We start from the raw sequence: 18607 nt of genomic DNA on the forward strand, positions 1-18607 counted from the left end.
GAAGCCCTGTGTACCAGCGTGTACCCATCGCGGGCTATCAGGCGATCGCCCCGGTGACCTTGGACTTCTTGTCGTCCTCGTCGATGCGGGTGACCATGACCTCGGTCGTCAGCATGAGGGCGGCGATGCTGGCGGCGTTGGTCAGCGCGCTGCGGGTGACGCGGAGCGGGTCGAGCACGCCGGCCTTGAACATGTCGACGTACTTGCCGGTGTTCGCGTCGTAGCCGATGTTCGGGTCCTTCTCGCCGCGGGTGGTCACCTCGTCGGCCACCACCGCGCCGTCCACGCCGCCGTTCTCGGCGATGGTGCGGATCGGCTTCTCGAGCGCGCGGGCCACGATCTCGGCCCCGATGCGCTCGTCGCCCTTGAGCTTCTCGCCCAGGGCCTCGACCACCGGGATGCACCGGAGCAGGGCCACGCCGCCGCCCGGCACGATGCCCTCGGACACCGCGGCGCGGGTCGCGTGCAGCGCGTCCTCGATGCGGCCCTTGGTCTGCTTCATTTCGGCTTCGGTGGACGCCCCAACCTTGACGATCGCGACCCCGCCGAGGAGCTTCGCGAGGCGCTCGGAGAACTTCTCCTTGTCGTACTCGCTCTCGGTCTGGTTCATCTGGGTGCGGATCGTCTGGGCGCGGGCCTTGATCGCCTCTTCGCGGGCGTCGTCGGGGTCCACGATGATGGTGCAGTTTTCCTTGTCGACCGACACCTGGGTCGCGTGCCCGAGCAGCGCGAACACCTTCGGCTGCGGGCGGGCGCCGCGCTGCTGCTCCGCGGGGCTGATGTCCTCGACGCTGTCGAGCTTGATCCCGAGGTCCTCGCTGACGAACGTGCCGCCGGTGAGGACCGCGATGTCTTCCATCATGGCCTTGCGGCGGTCACCAAACCCGGGCGCCTTCACCGCGCACACTTCGAGCAACTGGCGCAGCCGGTTCACCACCAGGACCGCGAGCGCCTCGCTCTCCACGTCCTCGGCGATGATGAGCAGCGGGCGGCCGGCCTTCGCGACCGCGTCGAGCAGCGGGAGCATCTCGCGCACGTTCGAGAGCTTCTTCTCGAACAGCAGCACGGAGACGTTCTCGTGCTCCCACTTCAGTTCCGGCGTGTTCACCACGAAGTACGGCGAGATGTAGCCCTTGTCGAACTGCATCCCCTCGACGAACTCCAGCACGGTCTCGGAGGTCTTGCCCTCTTCGACCGTGATGACCCCGTCGCGCCCGACCTTCTCGAAGGCGTCGGCCATCAGGGCGCCGATCTTCGGGTCGTTGTTGGCCGAGATCGCGGCCACCTGCTGCATCTCTTCCTTCTTGGAGAGCTTCTTCGTGAGCGTGTCTTCGAGGTGCTTGACCGCGGCGGCCACGGCCTTATCGATGCCGCGCTTCACGGCCATCGGGTTGGCGCCGGCGGTGATGTTCCGCAGTCCCTCCTGGTAGATCGCCAGGGCCAGTACGGTCGCGGTGGTGGTGCCGTCGCCGGCCCCGTCGCTCGTCTTCTGGGCGACCGCGTTCACGAGCTTGGCGCCCATGTTCTCGAACGGGTCGGCGAGGTCGATTTCCTTCGAGACGGTCACGCCGTCCTTGGTGACGGTCGGTCCGCCGAACGACTTGTCGATGATGACGTTCCGGCCGGTCGGCCCGAGCGTCGAACCGACCGCGCGGGCCAGTTTCTCGGCGCCGGTCAGGAGCTTCTTCCGCGCGTCATCGGTATAGAGCAGTTGCTTCGCCATTGTGTCTCCAGGAAGGTATTCACCGCAGAGAACGCAGAGGGCGCGGAGAGAGAACGTGAGATCGGCTGAGTCCCGCTCTCAATCTCTGCGTTCCCGGCGCCCTCTGCGGTGAAATAGAGTTTGAATTACTTGTTCAGCTTGCCGAGGATCTCGGACTCGCGGACGATCTTGTATTCCTTGCCGTTCACTTCGACGTCGGACCCGCTGTACTTGCCGAACAGCACGGTGTCGCCGACCTTCACGGCCAGCACGGTCCGGGTGCCCTTGTCCGAGAGCTTGCCCGGGCCGACCGCGATCACTTTGCCCTGCTGCGGCTTCTGCTTCGCGGTGTCGGGAAGCAGGATGCCGCCGGCCGACTTTTCTTCCGCTTCGGTCGGCTCCAGCACCACGCGGTCGTCGAGCGGCTTCAGGGTCAGTTGCTTTTCTGCTTTGGCCATTGTTGTGCTCCGGTTGAATCTTGTCGGAACCCGGGGTGTCGCCCCGAGGAGTCGCAGTTCTTCGGACTGATTTTGTATTCACCCGATCGGGTGACATTTCTCAGCCCGGGGTAACCCCCCGGGCTGAGAACGAAGCTGTCTACATCATCCCCGGCATGCCACCCATTCCGCCCATGCCACCCATTCCGCCCATGCCACCCATTCCACCCATCCCGCCGCCGTGATCGTGATCGTGATGATCGCCGCCCGCCTTCTTCGGCTCGGGAATGTCCGCGATCATGCACTCGGTGGTGAGGAGCAGGCACGCGACGCTCGCCCCGTGCTGGAGCGCGCTGCGGGTGACCTTGACCGGGTCGATGACGCCGGCTTTGCGGAGGTCGGCGTACTCACCGGTGTCCGCGTTGTACCCGAAATTCTTGTCCGTCCCCTTGAGGATCTTGGACACGACCACGGTGCCGTCCGCGCCCGCGTTCTCCGCGATCATGCGGCAGGGCATTTCGAGCGCCCGGAACAGCACGCGGGCGCCTTCGCCCTCGTCGCCCGCGAGCTTGCTCTTCTCGATCGCTTTACGGGCGTTGAGAAGGGCCACGCCGCCGCCGGGCACGATGCCTTCGGCGATGGCCGCGCGGGTCGCGTGGAGGCTGTCTTCGTACAGCGCCTTGCGCTCCTTCATCGCGGTCTCGGTCGCGCCGCCGACCTTGAGTTGTGCCACGCCGCCGGCGAGCTTCGCCAGGCGCTCTTGCAGCTTCTCGCGGTCGTACTCGCTCTCGGTCTTCTCGATTTCCTTGCGGATCGACTCGGCCCGGCCCTCGATCGAGGCCTTTTCGCCCTTACCCTCGGTAACGGTCGTGTTCTCGGCGTCGATCTTCACCTTCTTCGCGCGCCCGAGCGTCCCCTTGTCGTGGACGACCGTCGGAACCGGCCCCTTGGGGGTCTGCGTGACCGCGTCGAGTTGGATCGCGAGGTCTTTGAAGATCGCCTTACCGCCGGTGAGGATGGCGATGTCTTCCATCATGGCCTTGCGGCGGTCGCCGTAGCCCGGCGCCTTCACCGCACACACCTGAACGACGCCCTTGAGCTTGTTCAGCACCAGGCCCGCGAGCGCGTCGCCCTCGATGTCCTCGGCGATGATGAGCAGTTGGGCCTTTTCCTTGTGCGCCCACTCGAGCAGCGGGAGGATGGTCTTGAGGCTGCTGATCTTCTCTTCGTAGATGAGGATGTACGGGTTCTCGAACTCGCACGTCACCGTTTCGGCGTTGGTGACGAAGTGCGGCGAGAGGTACCCGCGGTCGAACTGCATGCCCTGAACGACGTTAATGACCGTCTCGGCGGTCTTGCCCTCTTCGATGGTGATGACGCCGTTGGCGGCGCCGACCAGTTTCATCGCTTCGGCGAGCTTCTTGCCGATTTCTTTGTCGTTGTTGGCCGCGATGCTGGCGACTTCGGTGATGCTCTTGTTGTCCTTCGGGTCGATGGTCTCGGCGATCTTGGCGAGCTCTTCGACGACCTTATCGACGCTCTTCTGGATGCCGCGCACGATCGCCATCGGGTCGTGCCCGCCGGCGACGCTCTTCAGCCCCTCGCGGAAGATGAATTCGGCGAGAACGGTCGCCGTGGTGGTGCCGTCGCCGGCCACGTCGGAGGTCTTGCTCGCGGCCTCCTTGACGAGCTGCGCGCCCATGTTCTCGAACGGGTCTTTGAGCTCGATGTCTTCGGCGACGGAGACCCCGTCCTTGGTGACGGTCGGCGCGCCCCAACCCTTGTCGAGAACGGCGTTGCGCCCGCGCGGCCCGAGCGTGGAGCGAACAGCACGAGCGAGCTTGCTGGCCCCGGCGAGAAGTTTCTGCCGGGCATCATCGGCGTAGGAAAGTTGCTTGGCTGCCATCGGTCTATCCGCCCGTTGGGAAACGAAAGGGAATATCGTTTTCGCGGTTCACATGCAATGTTTGTGCCGCGAAATGCGGGCGACGCAACCTGTGAAAGGGCAAGCCTTTGGCAAAGCGCGGTGATGGGAAGAAACGGCCCGTGGTGTCAGAGTGGCAGGAACCGCGAGCCGGGCGTGCGGCGAAATGGCAGGCCGGTCGAAGCCGAACGAGCCGCGACCGCAAGGGAGCGGGAAGTGTCTCTCGCTTCCCGCTCCCTTGCGGTCGCGGCTCGCCAAAATGAAAAACCAAAACCGGGTAAACCGACGGGTACGATTAACGATTGTGGCCCATCACCGCTTCACCTCGCGCGGTGGAGGAGCGACCGCGAGCGGCGGTAATTTCGCGAGCAGCGACGAGTATCGAGGCGGGTTGAGCCGAGCCGCTTCGGTCAACGCGGTTCGCGCGCCAGGGATGTCGCCAGTCTTGTGGAGCAGGAAGCCCAACAGAGCGAATGCGTTGGGGTACGTTGGGTCGATTAGGGTCGCGGTTCGTGCCCAGCGGATCGCTTCCGGAAGGTTGTCGCGATCGAGATAAATCGCCCCCAAATTGCTGTAAGCCGCAGCGAGTTTCGGATCGAGCCGCATGGCTTCGCGGAACGAAGCTTCAGCGCCCTTCAGGTCATCCATCCGGTGCCGCACCAAACCCAAATTGTCGTGTGCTTTTGCATCGAGCGGGCTGAGCCGGACGAGTTCCCCCCACGCGGCAGCAGCCCCCGCCCAATCGCCCTTGGCGTACAGCGTGACACCCAAATTGTTGTGCGGAGGCGGATAGGTCGGGTCGATCCGAATCGCGCCTCGAAGGGCCGCGACTGCCCCATCGTAATCACCCTGCGTGTACAGCGCGAGACCCAGATTATTCCAGGTGGTGAGGTGCTCGGGTCGGAGCGCACGGGCGGCCTCGTAAGGGCCGATTTGTCGCCCGCCCTTCTGCCACAGAGCCAACACGAACGCCAACTGGAAATCGGCCGGGTACCGCCCGCGTGCGGCCGATAGCATCGGAACGGGGTTCAAGCCGTTCCGTTCCATCAACTCGGCCAGCGAACCGAGCGCGGTGGAAGAAACCGCTGCCGAATCCGCTTCCGCAGCGAGTTTCGCGACGGCGGCCTTATTCGTGCGAACGGCGGGATCACGGAACCGGTCGGTCCACGGTCCGGGATCAGCACGCCGGGCGATTTCCAACAACCGCTCCCGAACCTTCACGTCCGGTTCGTACAGCGACCAGTCGTCCAACGCGGCCACGGTTTCAATCCGCACACTCGACGCCGTCACACGCCGCGCAGCTTCGATGGGATCGAGGGTCGTCACATCTAGCCCGCGACCCGTGAACGCCTTTCGGTAGCCGGGCGGTGCGCTCTGAGTGTTGAACTCTCCTCTCCCGTTCGCGATCACGAACACCCACTTGCGGAACCGCACCTCGTCCAGTTCGGTGACGAACGACAAATCGGCTCGAGCCTGTTCGACCTCCGCGAGTCGTTCCGGCGCCCCACCGCGGGCCAAACTCTCGGCCTGCGCGAGCGCGGTCCCGGCCTGACCGAACTTGTACTGCTTGTGGAGGTCGGCCGCGAGCCGCAGGCTGGCCTCGACGCCTTGCTGGGCTTGCGCGCTCTTGTTACGGGCCTCGGCGTCGCGCTCGCCCACGAGCCGCGCCTCGACCGCCCGGCGATCCGCCTCCGCGTGCTCACTGTCCGCGAGTCGCTCGGCCGCTTCGCGCTGGGCCGTGAGTTTCCGTTCGGCCGCCTGCCGGTCCTGCCACCACGCGATGGACCCACCTCCAGCCACCATCAGCAACACCGCGAACGCCAGCGCCAACTGGACGCGCCGGCGCTTCCGCTGTTCCGTCAGTCGCGCCTCGGCTTCGCGCCGGGTGTTCACCGCCTCGGTCGTCCGCGCTTCGGCCGCGGCGCGGTCGCGCTGGGCGCGGCTCAGGCGCTCCTCGACACCCGCCCGGTACGCGCTTACAGCTTCGGCCACGGCCGCGCCGTCCGGGTACCGGGCATCGGGCTCGGGCGCAAGGCACCGGCGCGCGACCGCGATCAGTTCCGCATCGGCCCCACTCGCATCAAGTTGCGCGAAGCAGTCGCTCAGTTGCGCCTGGGCCGCCTTCATCACGGTGTCGAAGACGGTATTACCAAGAAACGGCGGTTTGCCGGTCAGCATGACGGCCAGGATGCCGCCGAGCGCGAACACATCGGCCCGCACATCGACCGGTTCGCCTCGCGCCTGCTCCGGCGCCATGAACGCGGGCGTGCCCTTCACCTGACCGGCGATTGTCTCCACTGCGTGCGGATCGCGGAGCGTGGGTACGTTCGTCGCGGTGCCCTCTTGGTCCGCGGTGCGGATCTCCTTCGCGAGCCCCCAATCCATGACCTGCACTTCGCCGAACGCCCCGACCATGACGTTCGATGGCTTCAGGTCGCGGTGAATGATCCCCTGGGAGTGCGCGAAGCCCACCGTCTGGCAAATTTGCTCGAACGACGCCGGGAGCCGCGGGAGGTCCGAGCGCCGCAATTCCTCGGTGAGCGTGCGCCCGTGGATGAGTTTCATGACCAGGTAGGGGCGCCCGTCCGATAGGGTGCCGAGCGCGTGTACGGGCGGTATGCCCGGGTGCGCGAGCCGGGCTGTTACCTTGGACTCGATCACGAACCGGTCGGCGTCCAACCCCGCGTGCATCACCTTGATTGCCACGTCGCGTGCGAAAGCGAGATCGTGCGCGGCGAACACGACGCCCATTCCGCCGCGCGCGATCTCGCTCGACACAACATACCCCGGCAGCGCCGGGAGCGCATCGGAATCGAAGCGCGGCGGCAAGTCGCGCTGCACCTCGGTCACTGTTGTCCGCGGTGGGCTCTGAATTGTTGGATCGTCAGCCATTGGGCGCTCGCACTCTGAAGAATCTGCTACTTCTCGTCCCTGGACCCGATCTCTTTACGAAGCGATTCCATTTTCGCTTGCAGTTCCTTCACGGTCGCCTGGAACGCGGGCCGGTTCGCGAGGTTCACGCGCTCCTCGGGATCTTTTTCCAGATCGTACAGTTCAAACTCCTCGCGGAACTTGAACGGCGGATCGTAGTAGTGAATGAATTTCCATTTCGGGGTCCGAACGCCACGGTGCTTGTTCACGTTGTGCGACACGTCCGGGAACTCGAAATACTCGTAGTACCACGCTTCCCGCGGAACCATGTGCGGCGGGAGCGGTCCGGTCGGTGGAATCAGTGCGAACGGGAGCACACTTCGCCCGTGCATTGTCTTTGGTGCCGGCGTGCCCGCAAGGTCCAGCAGCGTCGGCGCGATGTCCACGTTCAGCACCATCGGGTCGAGTTTCGTGCCGATCGGCCGATAGTGCTTCTGCGTCACTTTCGGCAACTTCACCAACAGCGGAACGCGGATGCTCGGTTCGTGCATGAACCGCTTGTCGAACCGCTGCCATTCGCCCAGAAAGAACCCGTTGTCCGACGTGTACATGACCGCCGTGTCGTCGGCGATTTTCAGGTCGTCGAGCGCCTTCAGCACCTTGCCCACGTTGTCGTCTACGCCGGTGAGACACCGGCAGTAGTCGCGGATCATGCCATCGAAATCCTTCGTGTCCGGGTACTGGCCGATCATGTTCGCGGCCTGAAGGAACGCGCGCGGCTTACCGGTGCCAGCGTCCTCCCACAACGCGGGCTTCTTCACAACGGCGTCCGCGTACAGTTCCTTGTGCCGCGCTGCGGGCTGCCACGCCCGGTGTGGCGCTTTGAAGAACAGGAATAACACGAACGGCTTCCGCTCCTTGCTACTCTCCGGTCCCTTTTTAACCCACTCGATTGCCTTGTCCGTCACGACGTCATCGATCCAGCCGTCGTAGGGCTTGTCCGGGCCGATCTTGCCGTCCGCCCCGCTCTCGGCGATCACCGGCTTGAGGTAGTTCCCCTGCCCCTGGAAGCCGAAGTAGTAGTCCCAGGTCTTTTCGCGGAAGTGCCCGGGAACGTGTGACTTCCCGCAGAACGCGACCTCGTAGCCCGCCTTCCGCAATTCGTCGGGCAGCCACGGCGAATCGGGATTGAGCTTCGTGCCCATGTTGTCGCGGACACCGTTCGCGTGCGAATATTGCCCCGTGAGGAGAGACGCGCGGCTCGGTGCGCACAGGGCGTTGGTCACGAAGGCGTTCGTATAGCGGTAGCCCTCCTTCGCGATGCGGTCCATGTTCGGCGTCTTGATGAACGGGTGGCCGGCACACGACATGAAGTCGTGCCGCTGGTCGTCCGTCATCATCACGATGATGTTGGGCTTGTCCGCCGCGCGAACGGGGAACGCGCACGCCGCGAGGAACGCAACCGAGAGGAGCAGTCGCATGGAGAACTCCGGGAAGGAACGCGACCGAAGTATAACGCGGCGTGCCCTCTCGTTCACGCCGACAGATCACCTTTTGCCGACTCGCGGTGTCGGAGACAATGACCGCACCCTTTTCCCCGTGAGGCCCGCCCGATGCGAAAAGAAGAACTCGACGGCGAACAGGTGTTCGTGATCCACGATTTCCTCACACCGGAAGAGTGCGCGGAATACGTCCGCGTGACCGAGGCCGTGGGCTACGGCGCCGCGCCCATCAGCACGGGCGCCGGGTTCGTGATGGCCCCGGAAGTTCGGAACAACGAGCGCGTGATGGTCGATAACTTCGCCTGGGCCGCCGAGCTCTGGGGCCGGGCGAAACCGCTCCTGCCGTCCCCGTACCGCGGGCGCGAAGCGACCGCACTGAACGAGCGGTTCCGCTTCTACCGCTACGACCCGGGACAGACGTTCCGCCCCCACACCGACGGGGCCTTCGCCCGGAACGACGAGCGGAGCCAGTTCACGTTTATGGTGTACCTGAGCGGCGAATGTGAGGGCGGCGAAACCGTCATTTACATCCAGGACGACGGACTGGTACTTCCCGATGGGACCGACATCCGCGTGAAGCCCGAAGCGGGTAAGGCGCTGGTGTTCTTCCACTACCTGTTGCACGAAGGGGCGCCGGTCCGCGCCGGGCGCAAGTACGTTCTGCGAACCGATGTGATGTACCACGTGGGGCGGGACGAATGACCCGCGTGCTGAGCAACCAACATGTGGGGCGGAGAAAAGCTCAGTTAAATTGCCGCTCCCCCAAATCGCCCTCAACATACCCACCACGGAAGATCATGTCGCGCCCCAAAGCAACCGCCGCTGCGCTCAAACAATTATCCGACGAGGGAGATGGCACGGACAAGGATCAGGCAGCCGAGACGCTCCGCTCCGCTTTATCGAGCGGGACGAGTGCGGTCGTCGCTCAGGCGGCAGAGTTGGCCGGGCGCCTCGCCCTACCTCGGCTCGCGCGTGACTTGTGTGCCGCGTTCGAGCGCTTCAGCGGCGACGGGATGCGCGCGGACCGGTACTGTGCGGCGAAAGTCGCGATTGTGAACGCGCTGCGCCGACTCAAAATCGAGCGCGCCGCACCGTACCTCAACGGAATGACGTGCTACTGGCCCGCCCGTCCCAATAAAGGTAGTCGCGACGCGGCCGCCGAGTTGCGAATCGCCGCGGCTTATGCTCACGCAGAACTGGGTTCCGCATCGGAGGTCGACGAACTGGCGGGTTTGCTCGCGGACCCGACCGAGGACGTGCGACTGGCCGCGGTCCACTGCGTCGCCGCGCTGGGGGGAGCGATTTGCGGCCCGCTCTTGAAGCTGAAGATCCTTCTCGGTGACGACAGCCCGAGTGTCATGGCCGCGGGCTTCGAGCAGGTTCTCGCGTGTGACAAAGTGAGGTACTTCCAGGTTGTCGCTGACCATCTGGATAGTCAAGACTCGCGGGTTCGGGCGCACGCGGCACTCGCCATCGGTCAATCTCGGGCGCCGGGTGCGTTGGACCTCCTTACTGCCAAATGGAAGAGCACCTTCGACGACGATTTCAAACCCGACCTGCTCACCGCCATCGCACTTTTACGGGACGACCGGGCGGTCGAGTTCCTTCTCTCTTTACTCGAGAACCACCGGGGCACCGCCCGCGACGCCCTCGCCGCGCTCGCGCACTGCCACATGCCTCGGGTCCGGCAGCAAGTCGAAGAAGCAATCGCGCGCGTCGACGACCGCGAACTCCGCCGACACTTCGAGGAATTGTTTTAGTCCCATTTCAGTTCCCTTGTAGCGAGTCGCGACCACAATGGAGTGAGAGGTTCCCGGATTGTAACGAGCCGCGACCGCAAGGGAGCGGGAGGGGCAACCGTTTATCTTCGCTGTTCCACCCACGGGAAGCCCCGCTCCTTTGCGGTCGCGGCTCGTTCGGTCGCTATGTGGATCTCGAAACGAGACTAGTGTGAGCGATCTGCCCAAACGAGTAACTGCCCTCACCCGTTACGCACTTTGAGCGTTTGCAGGGCGCCGCTGCCGTCGCACAATGGCACGCTGGCGCTGGGATCGGCCAACACTTCCGCCAGAGTGCTGTTGCGGAACGCCTCTTCCACCGTGGCCATTGCCGCGTCCATGCGCCGGTGCAGCGGGCAAAGATTGGCCCCGTGGTTCGGCAGGTTCAGCGGGCACGTCGCGATCCGCACGATCGGTTCTACCGCGTTCACCACGTCGAGAATCGTGACCTCTTCCGGCGTTTTCGTCAACGAGACCCCACCACCCACCCCGCGCTGCGTCTCGACGAGCCCTTTCTTGGCCAGCCCCTGAAGGATCTTCGAGAGGTAGTCTTTCGGCACCTGGGTCGCGTCCGCGATCTGCGCCGTCGTTCGCGCTTTTGGGGCCTCGTGCGCTAGGTGAATCACCGCGCGCAGGGCGTATTCCACCGTTCGCGAGAACATCCTTACGGCCCCTGAGTCGCGCGTGAGTGCGTCTTCGATCTGCAAATTTCATTATAGCGGCTGGACTCGATTCGATAAATAGGATAAATTAGTCCTGTTTCCGCCTCGCACGCTTTTCCCGTGCGATCCTCTCTCAAGGGAGCCACACGTGACACACATTGACGAACCGCGGTTGGAATCGGATCTGGGGTACCGCTTCGGGTACGTCGCGGGATTCATGGGGTTCGGGGCGGACGACATCGCGGCCATTCACGGCGCGGCGCCGGTCCTCGCGCCGCTCGTGCCGGGCCTCGTCGATGCCGTGTACAACAAGCTCTTCCAACAGGACGCGACCTGGCGCCACTTCGTCCCGCGCCAGCACGGGTACCAGGGCGAGGTGCCGAAGACCGTCGACCAGCTCGCAATGGACCACCCGCAGATCCAGTTCCGCAAGCAGCACCTGGGCCGGTACCTCGCGGCCCTCGTGACGAAGCCCTACGACGGCAAAATGGTCGAGTACCTCGACATGGTCGGGAAGATGCACACGCCGAAGGCGGGGAGCAAGGATCTCGACGTGCCGCTCGTGCAGATGAACGCGCTACTGGGCTTCGTGGCCGACGCGCTGACCGCCACGATCCTGGGATTGGGGCTCGATCGGGACACCGAAGTGAAGACGCTCCGCGCGTTCGGTAAACTGCTGTGGATTCAAAACGACCTGGTTACGCGCCACTACCAGGGCGAAGTCGTGAGGTCGTAAAGTCATAACGTCGCAAGTCGTAAAGTCGAAGACCTCAACCATCGGGTCTTCGACTTTACGACTTGCGACGTTATGACTTTACGACCTCTTTATGAATTATCCTTCGACCACTTCCTCTTCCGCGCCCTCTTCCTTCTCCACCGCGGACTCTTCAGGCGCGGCGTTGGTTCCGTCGCGACCCTCGCCGAGGAACAGGAGGAGCGGGCTGGCGACGAAGATCGAGCTGTAGGTGCTGACCAGCACGCCCATCACCATCACGAACGCGAACAGGTGAACGCCCTCGCCGCCGAACATGTAGAGCACGATCGACGCGAGGAACACCGTCATCGAGGTCAGGATCGTCCGGCTCAGCGTCTGGTTCACGCTGTCGTTAATCATCTGCGGGGTCAGCGTCGGGTTCTTCCCGCGGACCTCGCGGATCCGGGCGAAGTTCACGATGATCTCGTTCACCGAGTACCCGACGAGGGTGAGCAGGGCCGCGACCGTCGCGAGGTCGATCTTGAAGTCCTCGATCCCGAGGAACCCGAGCCCGGGGATCATGTGCAGGTAGTGGCACGCGGCAATGGCCCCGACGGTGAAGCACAGGTCGTGGACCAAGCAGATCACGGCCGCGAGGCCGAACGTCCAGTTCCCGAACCGGAACCAGAGGTACAGGAGGATCGCGATCCAGCTCAGGGTGATCGCGATGAGCGCCTTCTCGCGGGTATCGGACGCGAGCTGGCTGTCGAACACTTCCAGCCGCTCCGGTTCCGGGGTGCTGTCGAACGCTCGCTTCGCACCCGCCACGATCTCCTTGAGGGCCGCGAGTTGCTGCTCGCGGGCCTTCGCATCGACGCCGGGGGCGCCCGGTGCGGACGCCAGGAGCGACAGCGACTGGTTGCGCGACACGTCCAACTTCATCTGCTTGAACCGGCCGTCCACTTGCTCGTCGACGCTGGTGAGCGCGAACGCATCGGCCCCGCCCTCGCCCCCGAGCTTCTTGAACTCGCGCTCGAACAGTTCCTGCGTGAAGTTCCGCGACGTCGGCTTGTCGAAGCTCAACGTCACGGTCGCGCCGGTGATCGGGCCGGGCGTCATGGTCGCCCCGTCCATCATGGAGCCGGTCTCGGTCTGCAGGAGCCGGTCGAGCGACGCCTGCACGATGGCCCGCTGCTTCTCCGTCGTCCGGATGGTGAAGTACCGGCTCTTGCCGTCGCCGTAGTCCTCACCGGAGAGGAACATTTGCTCCACGGACACGTCGGGCAGGTGGCTAACGCGCTGCCGGATGTCGTCCTTCATCTCGGCTTCCGTGGTGCCGTCCGGCTTCGCCGTCAGAGTCACGGTGCTCTTCGTACCGTCGTTGTAGGTGACCGTGTAAACCCACGTGTTCACCGACTCGCTCCCGGTCGGCTTGTTTTCCCAAACGATCGCGTCGTCGCCGGGCTTCACCGCGAGCTTGGTCTTCTGGGCTTCCTCGCCGAACAGTTCGCGGAACCCGAGCTTCTGGTCCTGGGTCTTCGTGAGCCCACGCTCTTCGCCGGCCTTCAGCTTGCCGGCGAACACGGTGCCGCCGCGGAAGTCCACGTTCAACCCGGCCTCGCCGCGGTGGAGGAACAGCGCCAACCCCAGCACGGTCAGCACGCCGGTGATCGAGAAGAAGATGCGCCGGTACCGCATCGGGTTGAAGTTGGGCCGCTCGAACAACCGCATCATCTTCAGCTCGGTCAGCCACCGCTTGTGCAGCCAGAAGTCGAACATCAGCCGCGTCATGTAGAGCGAGGTGAAGAGGCTGATGATGAGCCCGACCGAGAGGCTGATGGCGAACCCCTTGAGCTGGTCGTTGCCCGCGGAGTACAGCACGATCGCGGTGAAGATGCTCGTCAAGTGGGTGTCGATAATCGTGAGGAACGCCCGTTCGTAGCCGTTGCGGAGCGCGGTGGCGATGTTCGCCCCCTTGTTCCGCTCCTCGCGGAGCCGCTCGTAAATCAGCACGTTGGCGTCGACCGCCATACCGAGCGTGAGCACCAACCCGGCCAGCCCAGGCAGCGTGAACGCCGCGTTCACCGCGACCATGAACCCGACCGTCAGGAGCAAGTTCGCGAAGAGCGCGACGCACGCCACCATCCCGGCGAACCGGTAGTAGACGACCATGAACACGAGCACCGCGATGAACGCGAAGCCGATGGCCGTCGTCCCGCGGAAGATCGTGTCGGCCCCGAGGGTCGGCCCGATGGTGTTTTCGCTGACCGGCTTCTCGCGGAGTTCGGCCGAGAGCGCCCCGCTCCGCAGGATGTGAACCAGTCGGTCCACCGTCTTGCGGTCGAACTTACCGGTGATCTGCCCCTGGCTACCGATTTCGCTCTGGAGCGTGGGAGCGGACACGACGCGGTCGTCGAGGAGGATCGCGAGGTTCCGGGTCGTGCTCCCGGTCGGCTTGTTGCGCCGGGTGATCTTACCGAACTGCTGGCCGCCGGCCGAGTTGAACGTGAACCCGACGGACGGGCTGAACGACTTGTCGGTCTCGGCGGTCGCGGTGATGGTGATCGCGCCGCCGACGCGGAGCGTGTCCTCGGGCGACACGCGGGTGAGTACGAAGTACTCGTACTTCTTCCGGTTCACCATCGCTTTAATTTCTTCGTCGCTCTTGCCCACGTTATCTCTATCCGCGCGGAGCCGCTTCTCGTCCATTTCCTCTTTGGCCAGTTGCTCGGCGCCGATCGCCTTGCGGCTGAAGAGCAGCATGTTGCAGTTGACGTAATCGACCGGGGAGCCGTCGCGGACCGGGACCGGCTTGTCGCGCTGGGCGGCGAGGGCGGCCCAGCGCGGGTCGGCGCCCTCCTGGTCGTTACTCAGGCCCAGGGTCTTGCGCTCTTCCGCGCCCAGTTCCGACCACACGTAGCGGACCCGCGCCTTGCTGTCGCCGATGTCCACGTTGTACTCGTCCGCGGGCGCCTCGGGCGGCAGCCCCTTGCGGGCGCGGTCTTCGAGGTCGGCCGGCGACTTCGCTTCGAGCAACTGCCGCGCGGCCAGAACCCCGGCCTGGTCGTCCACCCCGTTCGCGAGGATGCGGAACTCCAGCACGCCCATCTGGGAGATGAGCCGCTTCACCTCTTCGATGTCTTCTTTCGACAGGTTGGCCCGGCCGCTCGACGCCCCGCCGGTCGGCAGGATGATCTCGAGCCGGCTGTCGCCGAGGGGCCGCACGGTCACGTTCTTGATGTCGGTGGGGTCGATCCGGCGCTTGATCTGCCCGGCGAGGTTGTTCATTTCCTCGGTCGAGAGCCCCTCGGCGCGCCCCGCGTTCCCCGGCGGGCGCGGGCCGCTCTCGGTGCTCCCGAGGGCCTCTTTACGAGCCTTCGTGCGCTCGAGGTTGATCTCGTACACCAGAATGGTGCCACCGGCGAGGTCGATGCCCAGCCGGTACTTCTGGAGCTGCACGGCGAACAGCGCCGCCACGAGGCACGGGACCAAGCAGATCAAAAGGCCGCGGATGAAGTTCCGTTGCATGGCGTGTGAACCATTCCTGAGACGGTCCGGCGACTCCCCCGGCGGGGAGCGTGCCGAACGTCGGCGTCCTGTGTGACTGTGATGCCCGCGATTACTGTTTGGCCGCTTCCGCGTCGTCCGAGCCGAGAACCTGGACGACCACGTTGCGCTTGATCCGCAGCTTCGTATCCTCGGAGCGGATCACGATCTCGTCCTCGCCGTCCTTCGCCGAAACGACGGTAGCGACGATCCCCGCGTTGGTCAGCACCTTGGTCCCGCGCTTGACCGACGCGATCACCTTCTCCTGGTCCTTCTTCTGCCGGCGCTGGGCCGGGAAGACGACGACGAGCAGGAACAGCACCACCAACCCGATGATGAACAGCGGCGCCATCGGGCCGCCGGGTAGGGCGCCCTGCGGCGGCTGTTGCCCTTCTTGTGCGAATAATAAGAGCAAGCTCATTGTCACCCTGCGTTCCTAACTCTCGGCGCCGCGTCCGCGGTTGCATCACAACAGAGCTGGTTTTCAGCGTTCGCGATGAAAACGGCACCCGGTCGCTACAATCGGAACGTTCAATTTAGGGAGCCGCGTTCCAGCGGGCAAGGCAACCGGCGTGGAAGGCCGCGAACCGGCCCTCCGCGATGGCTTTTCGGGCGTCCGCCATCAACCGCAAGTAGAACGCGATGTTGTGCAGGCTCAGCAGCGTCGGCCCCAACATCTCGTCGGCCGCGAACAGGTGGTGCAGGTAGCCCCGCGAGTAGTTCCCGCAGCAGTAGCACGCGCAATCGGACGCGACGGGGCTCGGATCTCGTCGGTGTTTCGCGTTCCGCAGGCGAATCGGCCCGTCGCTCGTGAACGCGAGGGCGTTCCGCCCGTTGCGGGTCGGCATCACGCAGTCGAACATGTCGATCCCGGCCGCGACCCCGGCGAGCAGGTCCTGTGGTCGCCCCACACCCATGAGGTACCGGGGTTTGTGTTCGGGCAAGCACGCCGTACACGCGGGCAGGGCGGCGTGCATGGCTTCGGGCGCTTCGCCCACACTGAACCCACCCAGTGCGTACCCCGGGAAATCCATCGCCACGAGTTCGCGGGCGCACTCCGCACGCAGATCGAGGTTCAACCCGCCCTGAACGATCGCGAATTGTGCCTGATCGGGTTTGGTGTGGTGCCTTTTACAGCGTTCCGCCCAGCGAATGGTGCGGAGAACCGCGGCGCGCATCTTCGCCGGTTCGGAGTCGGCCGGCGGGCACTCGTCGAGCACCATCGCGATATCGGAGCCGAGGTTCTGCTGGATCTCGACGGCGCGCTCGGGCGTGAGTTCGAGCGGGGAACCATCGATGTGACTTTTGAACTTCGCCCCGTGGTCGGTGATCTTCACCTGCCCCGCGAGACTGAACACTTGAAAGCCGCCCGAATCCGTGAGGATCGGACCGTTCCAGTGCATGAACTTGTGTAGCCCGCCGAAGTCGCGAACGATCTCGTCGCCGGGCCGGAGTGCGAGGTGGTAGGTGTTCCCGAGGATGATGTGCGCGCCGGCGTCGCGGACCATCTCCGGGGTCAACCCTTTAACGGTGGCCTGCGTACCCACGGGCATGAACGCGGGTGTCGGCACCGCGCCGTGGGGTGTGGTGAAAGTGCCGGCTCGGGCGGTCCCGTCGGTCGCGTGGAGGGTGAAGTGCATAGACGGCGAACCCCGGCCGCAAGGCCGGGGGTGTGAAGGTCATCCGATGACAGCGAGAGCCGTACTGACGTGACGGACCGTCGCGAAGCGGTGGAAGTGCCCCGGCCTTGTGGCCGGGGCATCGCCGAATGCTCAGTCCCCGCGGAGCTTGAGGTTGAACTGTCCGAGGCGCTCGCGGACCTCCGTGAGCGAGGTCTGACCGAAGTTTTTCGCTTCGAGCAGTTCGTCGGCGGTACGCTGGACGAGTTCGCCCAGGGTGCCGATGTTCAGTCGGTTCATGCACTTGCGCGCACGAACGGAGAGGTTCAGGTCGCTCACCGGTTTGTTGAGCGTGGCCTGTTCTTCCGGGCTGAGGTTCTGCTGCGGGCGGTAGCGGAACTCGTACTGCTGCCCCTGGTCGAGCGACTGCCCGATGCGCAGTTGCTTCGCGTTCATGATGATCTTGATCTCTTCGAGCGAGGTTTCGCCGAAGTTCTTGCTCGCGAGCAGTTGCGATTCGGTGACGCGCGTGAGGTCGCCGAGCGTGCGGATGTTCATCCGCTTGAGGCAGTTGCGGCTGCGGACCGACAGCTCGAAGTCGGTGATCGGGATCTCGAGCACGACGCTGTTGGCCCGGTTGAGTTGCTCGTCTTCCGGGTCGTAGTGCATCGAGAGCGACGCTTCGGAGTCCTTCACGAACAGCTTGGCGCGCTCGTCGCGCGGGTCGGCCTTCGCGAGCCGGCGGTAGCAGTCCGCGGCCTTGTCGTACATGTCGTTGTCTTCGTACAGCACGCCGAGGTTGTACAGCACGCCCTTACCAACGGGCGGGTACTTCAGGCACCGCTCGTAGTACCCGATGGCGTCGTGGTCGTTGCCCTGCTGGTCGTTCAGGAAGCCCAGGCGGAACAGGGCCGCCGAGTGCCGGGGTTCGAGCTCAACGGCGCGCTCGAAGTACTTCGCGGCCCGGGGGATATCGCCCTCGGCCTCCGCGAGCGCGCCTTCCTGGTAGTAGTATTCGGCGTTGTGCGCGGCCGCGTCTTTCAGCTTGGTGAGCGTGGTCTTGGCTTCGCCGAGGTGCCCCTGCAACCGGAGCACGCCGGCGCGCTGGAGTTGTACCGATTGCGGCGCGTAGCCCGACTTTTCGGCCTTCTCGAAGGCTTTCACGGCCGCGTCGTAGTGGTCGGTGTTGTCCGTCTCGTCTTCTACATACGGCCGCGACTGGCCGAGCGTAACGTGCGCCTGGCCGAGGAAGAACGCGGCCAGCGGGCCTTCCGCTTTGTGCAGGTGGTCCACCGCGGAGCGGACGTGACCGAGGAAGTAGTTGGCGACACCGAGCTTGAGGTGGATCTTCTTTTGTTGGGGAGCGGCGGCGACCGCGAGCCGCTTCGTGAGGGTGTCGATGATGTCTTTGAGGGCACGAACCTGCGGGCCGCCCTGGGCCAACCCTTCCCGCAACCGCCCGACCATACCGCCTTCAAAGTCTTCGCGCTCGACGAGAAGCGCCCGCAGATCGATGAGAGATTCCGTCACGTCTGGCTCCCAGGGGGCCGACCGTTCCATTCCTCGGACCGGGTTCCGCGGAACCCGAAAGTTCCACTTGGGGACCCGACCGAGCGCCCACTAAGGGGAGGAACAGTGCGACCCAAAACTCACTAGCCGGGCCTTGCCGCGCGTCGGCAGATCGCGCGAGAGCCGGCGAAAATAACGTGCCGTGCCGAAGAGAGGCATAATAACGACCGCACCTGCGTTTTGGCAAGACCACCCAAACGGGCGCTGCGCGGCGCTCGGCCCGGCGAATCGTTGACGCGGGGCCTCTCATCCCTTAATGTCGGCGACTGAGCAAGCCAGCCCTCCTCACCTCCCTCCCTTAAA

The 18607-nt window shown here is 64.7% G+C and carries 13 protein-coding genes; 3 read left to right on the top strand and 10 right to left on the bottom strand.

The genetic code is table 11. The features are described 5' to 3' along the window. Positions 1–37: 37 nt before the first annotated feature. From groL (J8F10_RS31350) to J8F10_RS31370, 5 genes are all read right to left on the bottom strand, one after another. A complete protein-coding gene (groL, locus tag J8F10_RS31350; protein ID WP_210660523.1) occupies positions 38–1723 on the bottom strand; it encodes a chaperonin GroEL in 1686 nt (561 codons plus the stop codon). 125 nt (positions 1724–1848) lie between these two features. Beyond that, positions 1849–2160: a co-chaperone GroES gene (gene groES / locus J8F10_RS31355; RefSeq protein ID WP_210660524.1), complete on the bottom strand. Its 312-nt coding sequence runs from the start codon at positions 2158–2160 to the stop codon at positions 1849–1851. 139 nt (positions 2161–2299) lie between these two features. Continuing rightward, entirely contained in the window at positions 2300–4045 is a 1746-nt protein-coding gene (gene groL, locus J8F10_RS31360) for a chaperonin GroEL (RefSeq protein ID WP_210660526.1), read from the bottom strand. A 330-nt stretch (positions 4046–4375) separates the two neighbouring features. After that, complete coding sequence (locus J8F10_RS31365) at positions 4376–6955, bottom strand: protein kinase domain-containing protein (RefSeq protein WP_210660528.1); 2580 nt, start codon at positions 6953–6955, stop codon at positions 4376–4378. Between the two features lie 26 nt (positions 6956–6981). Further along, positions 6982–8415, bottom strand: a complete 1434-nt coding sequence (locus tag J8F10_RS31370; RefSeq protein ID WP_210660530.1) for a sulfatase family protein — start codon at positions 8413–8415, stop codon at positions 6982–6984. 132 nt (positions 8416–8547) lie between these two features. On the opposite strand from J8F10_RS31370, the gene J8F10_RS31375 reads away from it, so the two are divergent. Together J8F10_RS31375 and J8F10_RS31380 are read left to right on the top strand one after the other, a co-directional pair. Further along, positions 8548–9138: a 2OG-Fe(II) oxygenase gene (locus J8F10_RS31375; protein WP_210660532.1), complete on the top strand. Its 591-nt coding sequence runs from the start codon at positions 8548–8550 to the stop codon at positions 9136–9138. A 95-nt stretch (positions 9139–9233) separates the two neighbouring features. Then, on the top strand, positions 9234–10196 hold the full coding sequence (locus J8F10_RS31380) for a HEAT repeat domain-containing protein (protein WP_210660535.1): 963 nt from the start codon (positions 9234–9236) through the stop codon (positions 10194–10196). A gap of 221 nt (positions 10197–10417) precedes the next feature. On the opposite strand, the gene J8F10_RS31385 is transcribed toward J8F10_RS31380, so the two are convergent. Further along, entirely contained in the window at positions 10418–10876 is a 459-nt protein-coding gene (locus J8F10_RS31385; protein ID WP_210660537.1) for an RrF2 family transcriptional regulator, read from the bottom strand. A gap of 148 nt (positions 10877–11024) precedes the next feature. On the opposite strand from J8F10_RS31385, the gene J8F10_RS31390 reads away from it, so the two are divergent. Continuing rightward, positions 11025–11612 carry a protoglobin family protein gene (locus J8F10_RS31390; protein ID WP_210660539.1) on the top strand — a complete coding sequence of 196 codons (588 nt, stop codon included), beginning with the start codon at positions 11025–11027 and terminating at the stop codon, positions 11610–11612. A 96-nt stretch (positions 11613–11708) separates the two neighbouring features. Here the strand turns inward: J8F10_RS31390 and secD are convergent, their stop codons facing one another. The 4 genes from secD to J8F10_RS31410 form a co-directional block, all read right to left on the bottom strand. Continuing rightward, positions 11709–15098 carry a protein translocase subunit SecD gene (gene secD / locus J8F10_RS31395; RefSeq protein ID WP_210660541.1) on the bottom strand — a complete coding sequence of 1130 codons (3390 nt, stop codon included), beginning with the start codon at positions 15096–15098 and terminating at the stop codon, positions 11709–11711. Positions 15099–15189: 91 nt separating this feature from the next. Then, positions 15190–15537, bottom strand: a complete 348-nt coding sequence (gene yajC, locus J8F10_RS31400; protein WP_210660544.1) for a preprotein translocase subunit YajC — start codon at positions 15535–15537, stop codon at positions 15190–15192. A gap of 115 nt (positions 15538–15652) precedes the next feature. Continuing rightward, positions 15653–16756: a tRNA guanosine(34) transglycosylase Tgt gene (gene tgt, locus J8F10_RS31405; RefSeq protein ID WP_210660546.1), complete on the bottom strand. Its 1104-nt coding sequence runs from the start codon at positions 16754–16756 to the stop codon at positions 15653–15655. Between the two features lie 132 nt (positions 16757–16888). Then, positions 16889–18265 carry a DNA-directed RNA polymerase subunit alpha C-terminal domain-containing protein gene (locus tag J8F10_RS31410; RefSeq protein WP_210660548.1) on the bottom strand — a complete coding sequence of 459 codons (1377 nt, stop codon included), beginning with the start codon at positions 18263–18265 and terminating at the stop codon, positions 16889–16891. Positions 18266–18607 lie beyond the last annotated feature (342 nt).

Source organism: Gemmata palustris (assembly GCF_017939745.1).
Classification (GTDB): Bacteria; Planctomycetota; Planctomycetia; order Gemmatales; family Gemmataceae; genus Gemmata; species Gemmata palustris.

What these genes read in the sequence shown, in the direction of transcription:
- groL (WP_210660523.1), bottom strand. Translation starts at nt 1,723, where the DNA reads ATGGCGAAGCAACTGCTCTATACCGATGACGCGCGGAAGAAGCTCCTG.
- groES (WP_210660524.1), bottom strand. Translation starts at nt 2,160, where the DNA reads ATGGCCAAAGCAGAAAAGCAACTGACCCTGAAGCCGCTCGACGACCGC.
- groL (WP_210660526.1), bottom strand. Translation starts at nt 4,045, where the DNA reads ATGGCAGCCAAGCAACTTTCCTACGCCGATGATGCCCGGCAGAAACTT.
- J8F10_RS31365 (WP_210660528.1), bottom strand. Translation starts at nt 6,955, where the DNA reads ATGGCTGACGATCCAACAATTCAGAGCCCACCGCGGACAACAGTGACC.
- J8F10_RS31370 (WP_210660530.1), bottom strand. Translation starts at nt 8,415, where the DNA reads ATGCGACTGCTCCTCTCGGTTGCGTTCCTCGCGGCGTGCGCGTTCCCC.
- J8F10_RS31375 (WP_210660532.1), top strand. Translation starts at nt 8,548, where the DNA reads ATGCGAAAAGAAGAACTCGACGGCGAACAGGTGTTCGTGATCCACGAT.
- J8F10_RS31380 (WP_210660535.1), top strand. Translation starts at nt 9,234, where the DNA reads ATGTCGCGCCCCAAAGCAACCGCCGCTGCGCTCAAACAATTATCCGAC.
- J8F10_RS31385 (WP_210660537.1), bottom strand. Translation starts at nt 10,876, where the DNA reads ATGTTCTCGCGAACGGTGGAATACGCCCTGCGCGCGGTGATTCACCTA.
- secD (WP_210660541.1), bottom strand. Translation starts at nt 15,098, where the DNA reads ATGCAACGGAACTTCATCCGCGGCCTTTTGATCTGCTTGGTCCCGTGC.
- yajC (WP_210660544.1), bottom strand. Translation starts at nt 15,537, where the DNA reads ATGAGCTTGCTCTTATTATTCGCACAAGAAGGGCAACAGCCGCCGCAG.
- tgt (WP_210660546.1), bottom strand. Translation starts at nt 16,756, where the DNA reads ATGCACTTCACCCTCCACGCGACCGACGGGACCGCCCGAGCCGGCACT.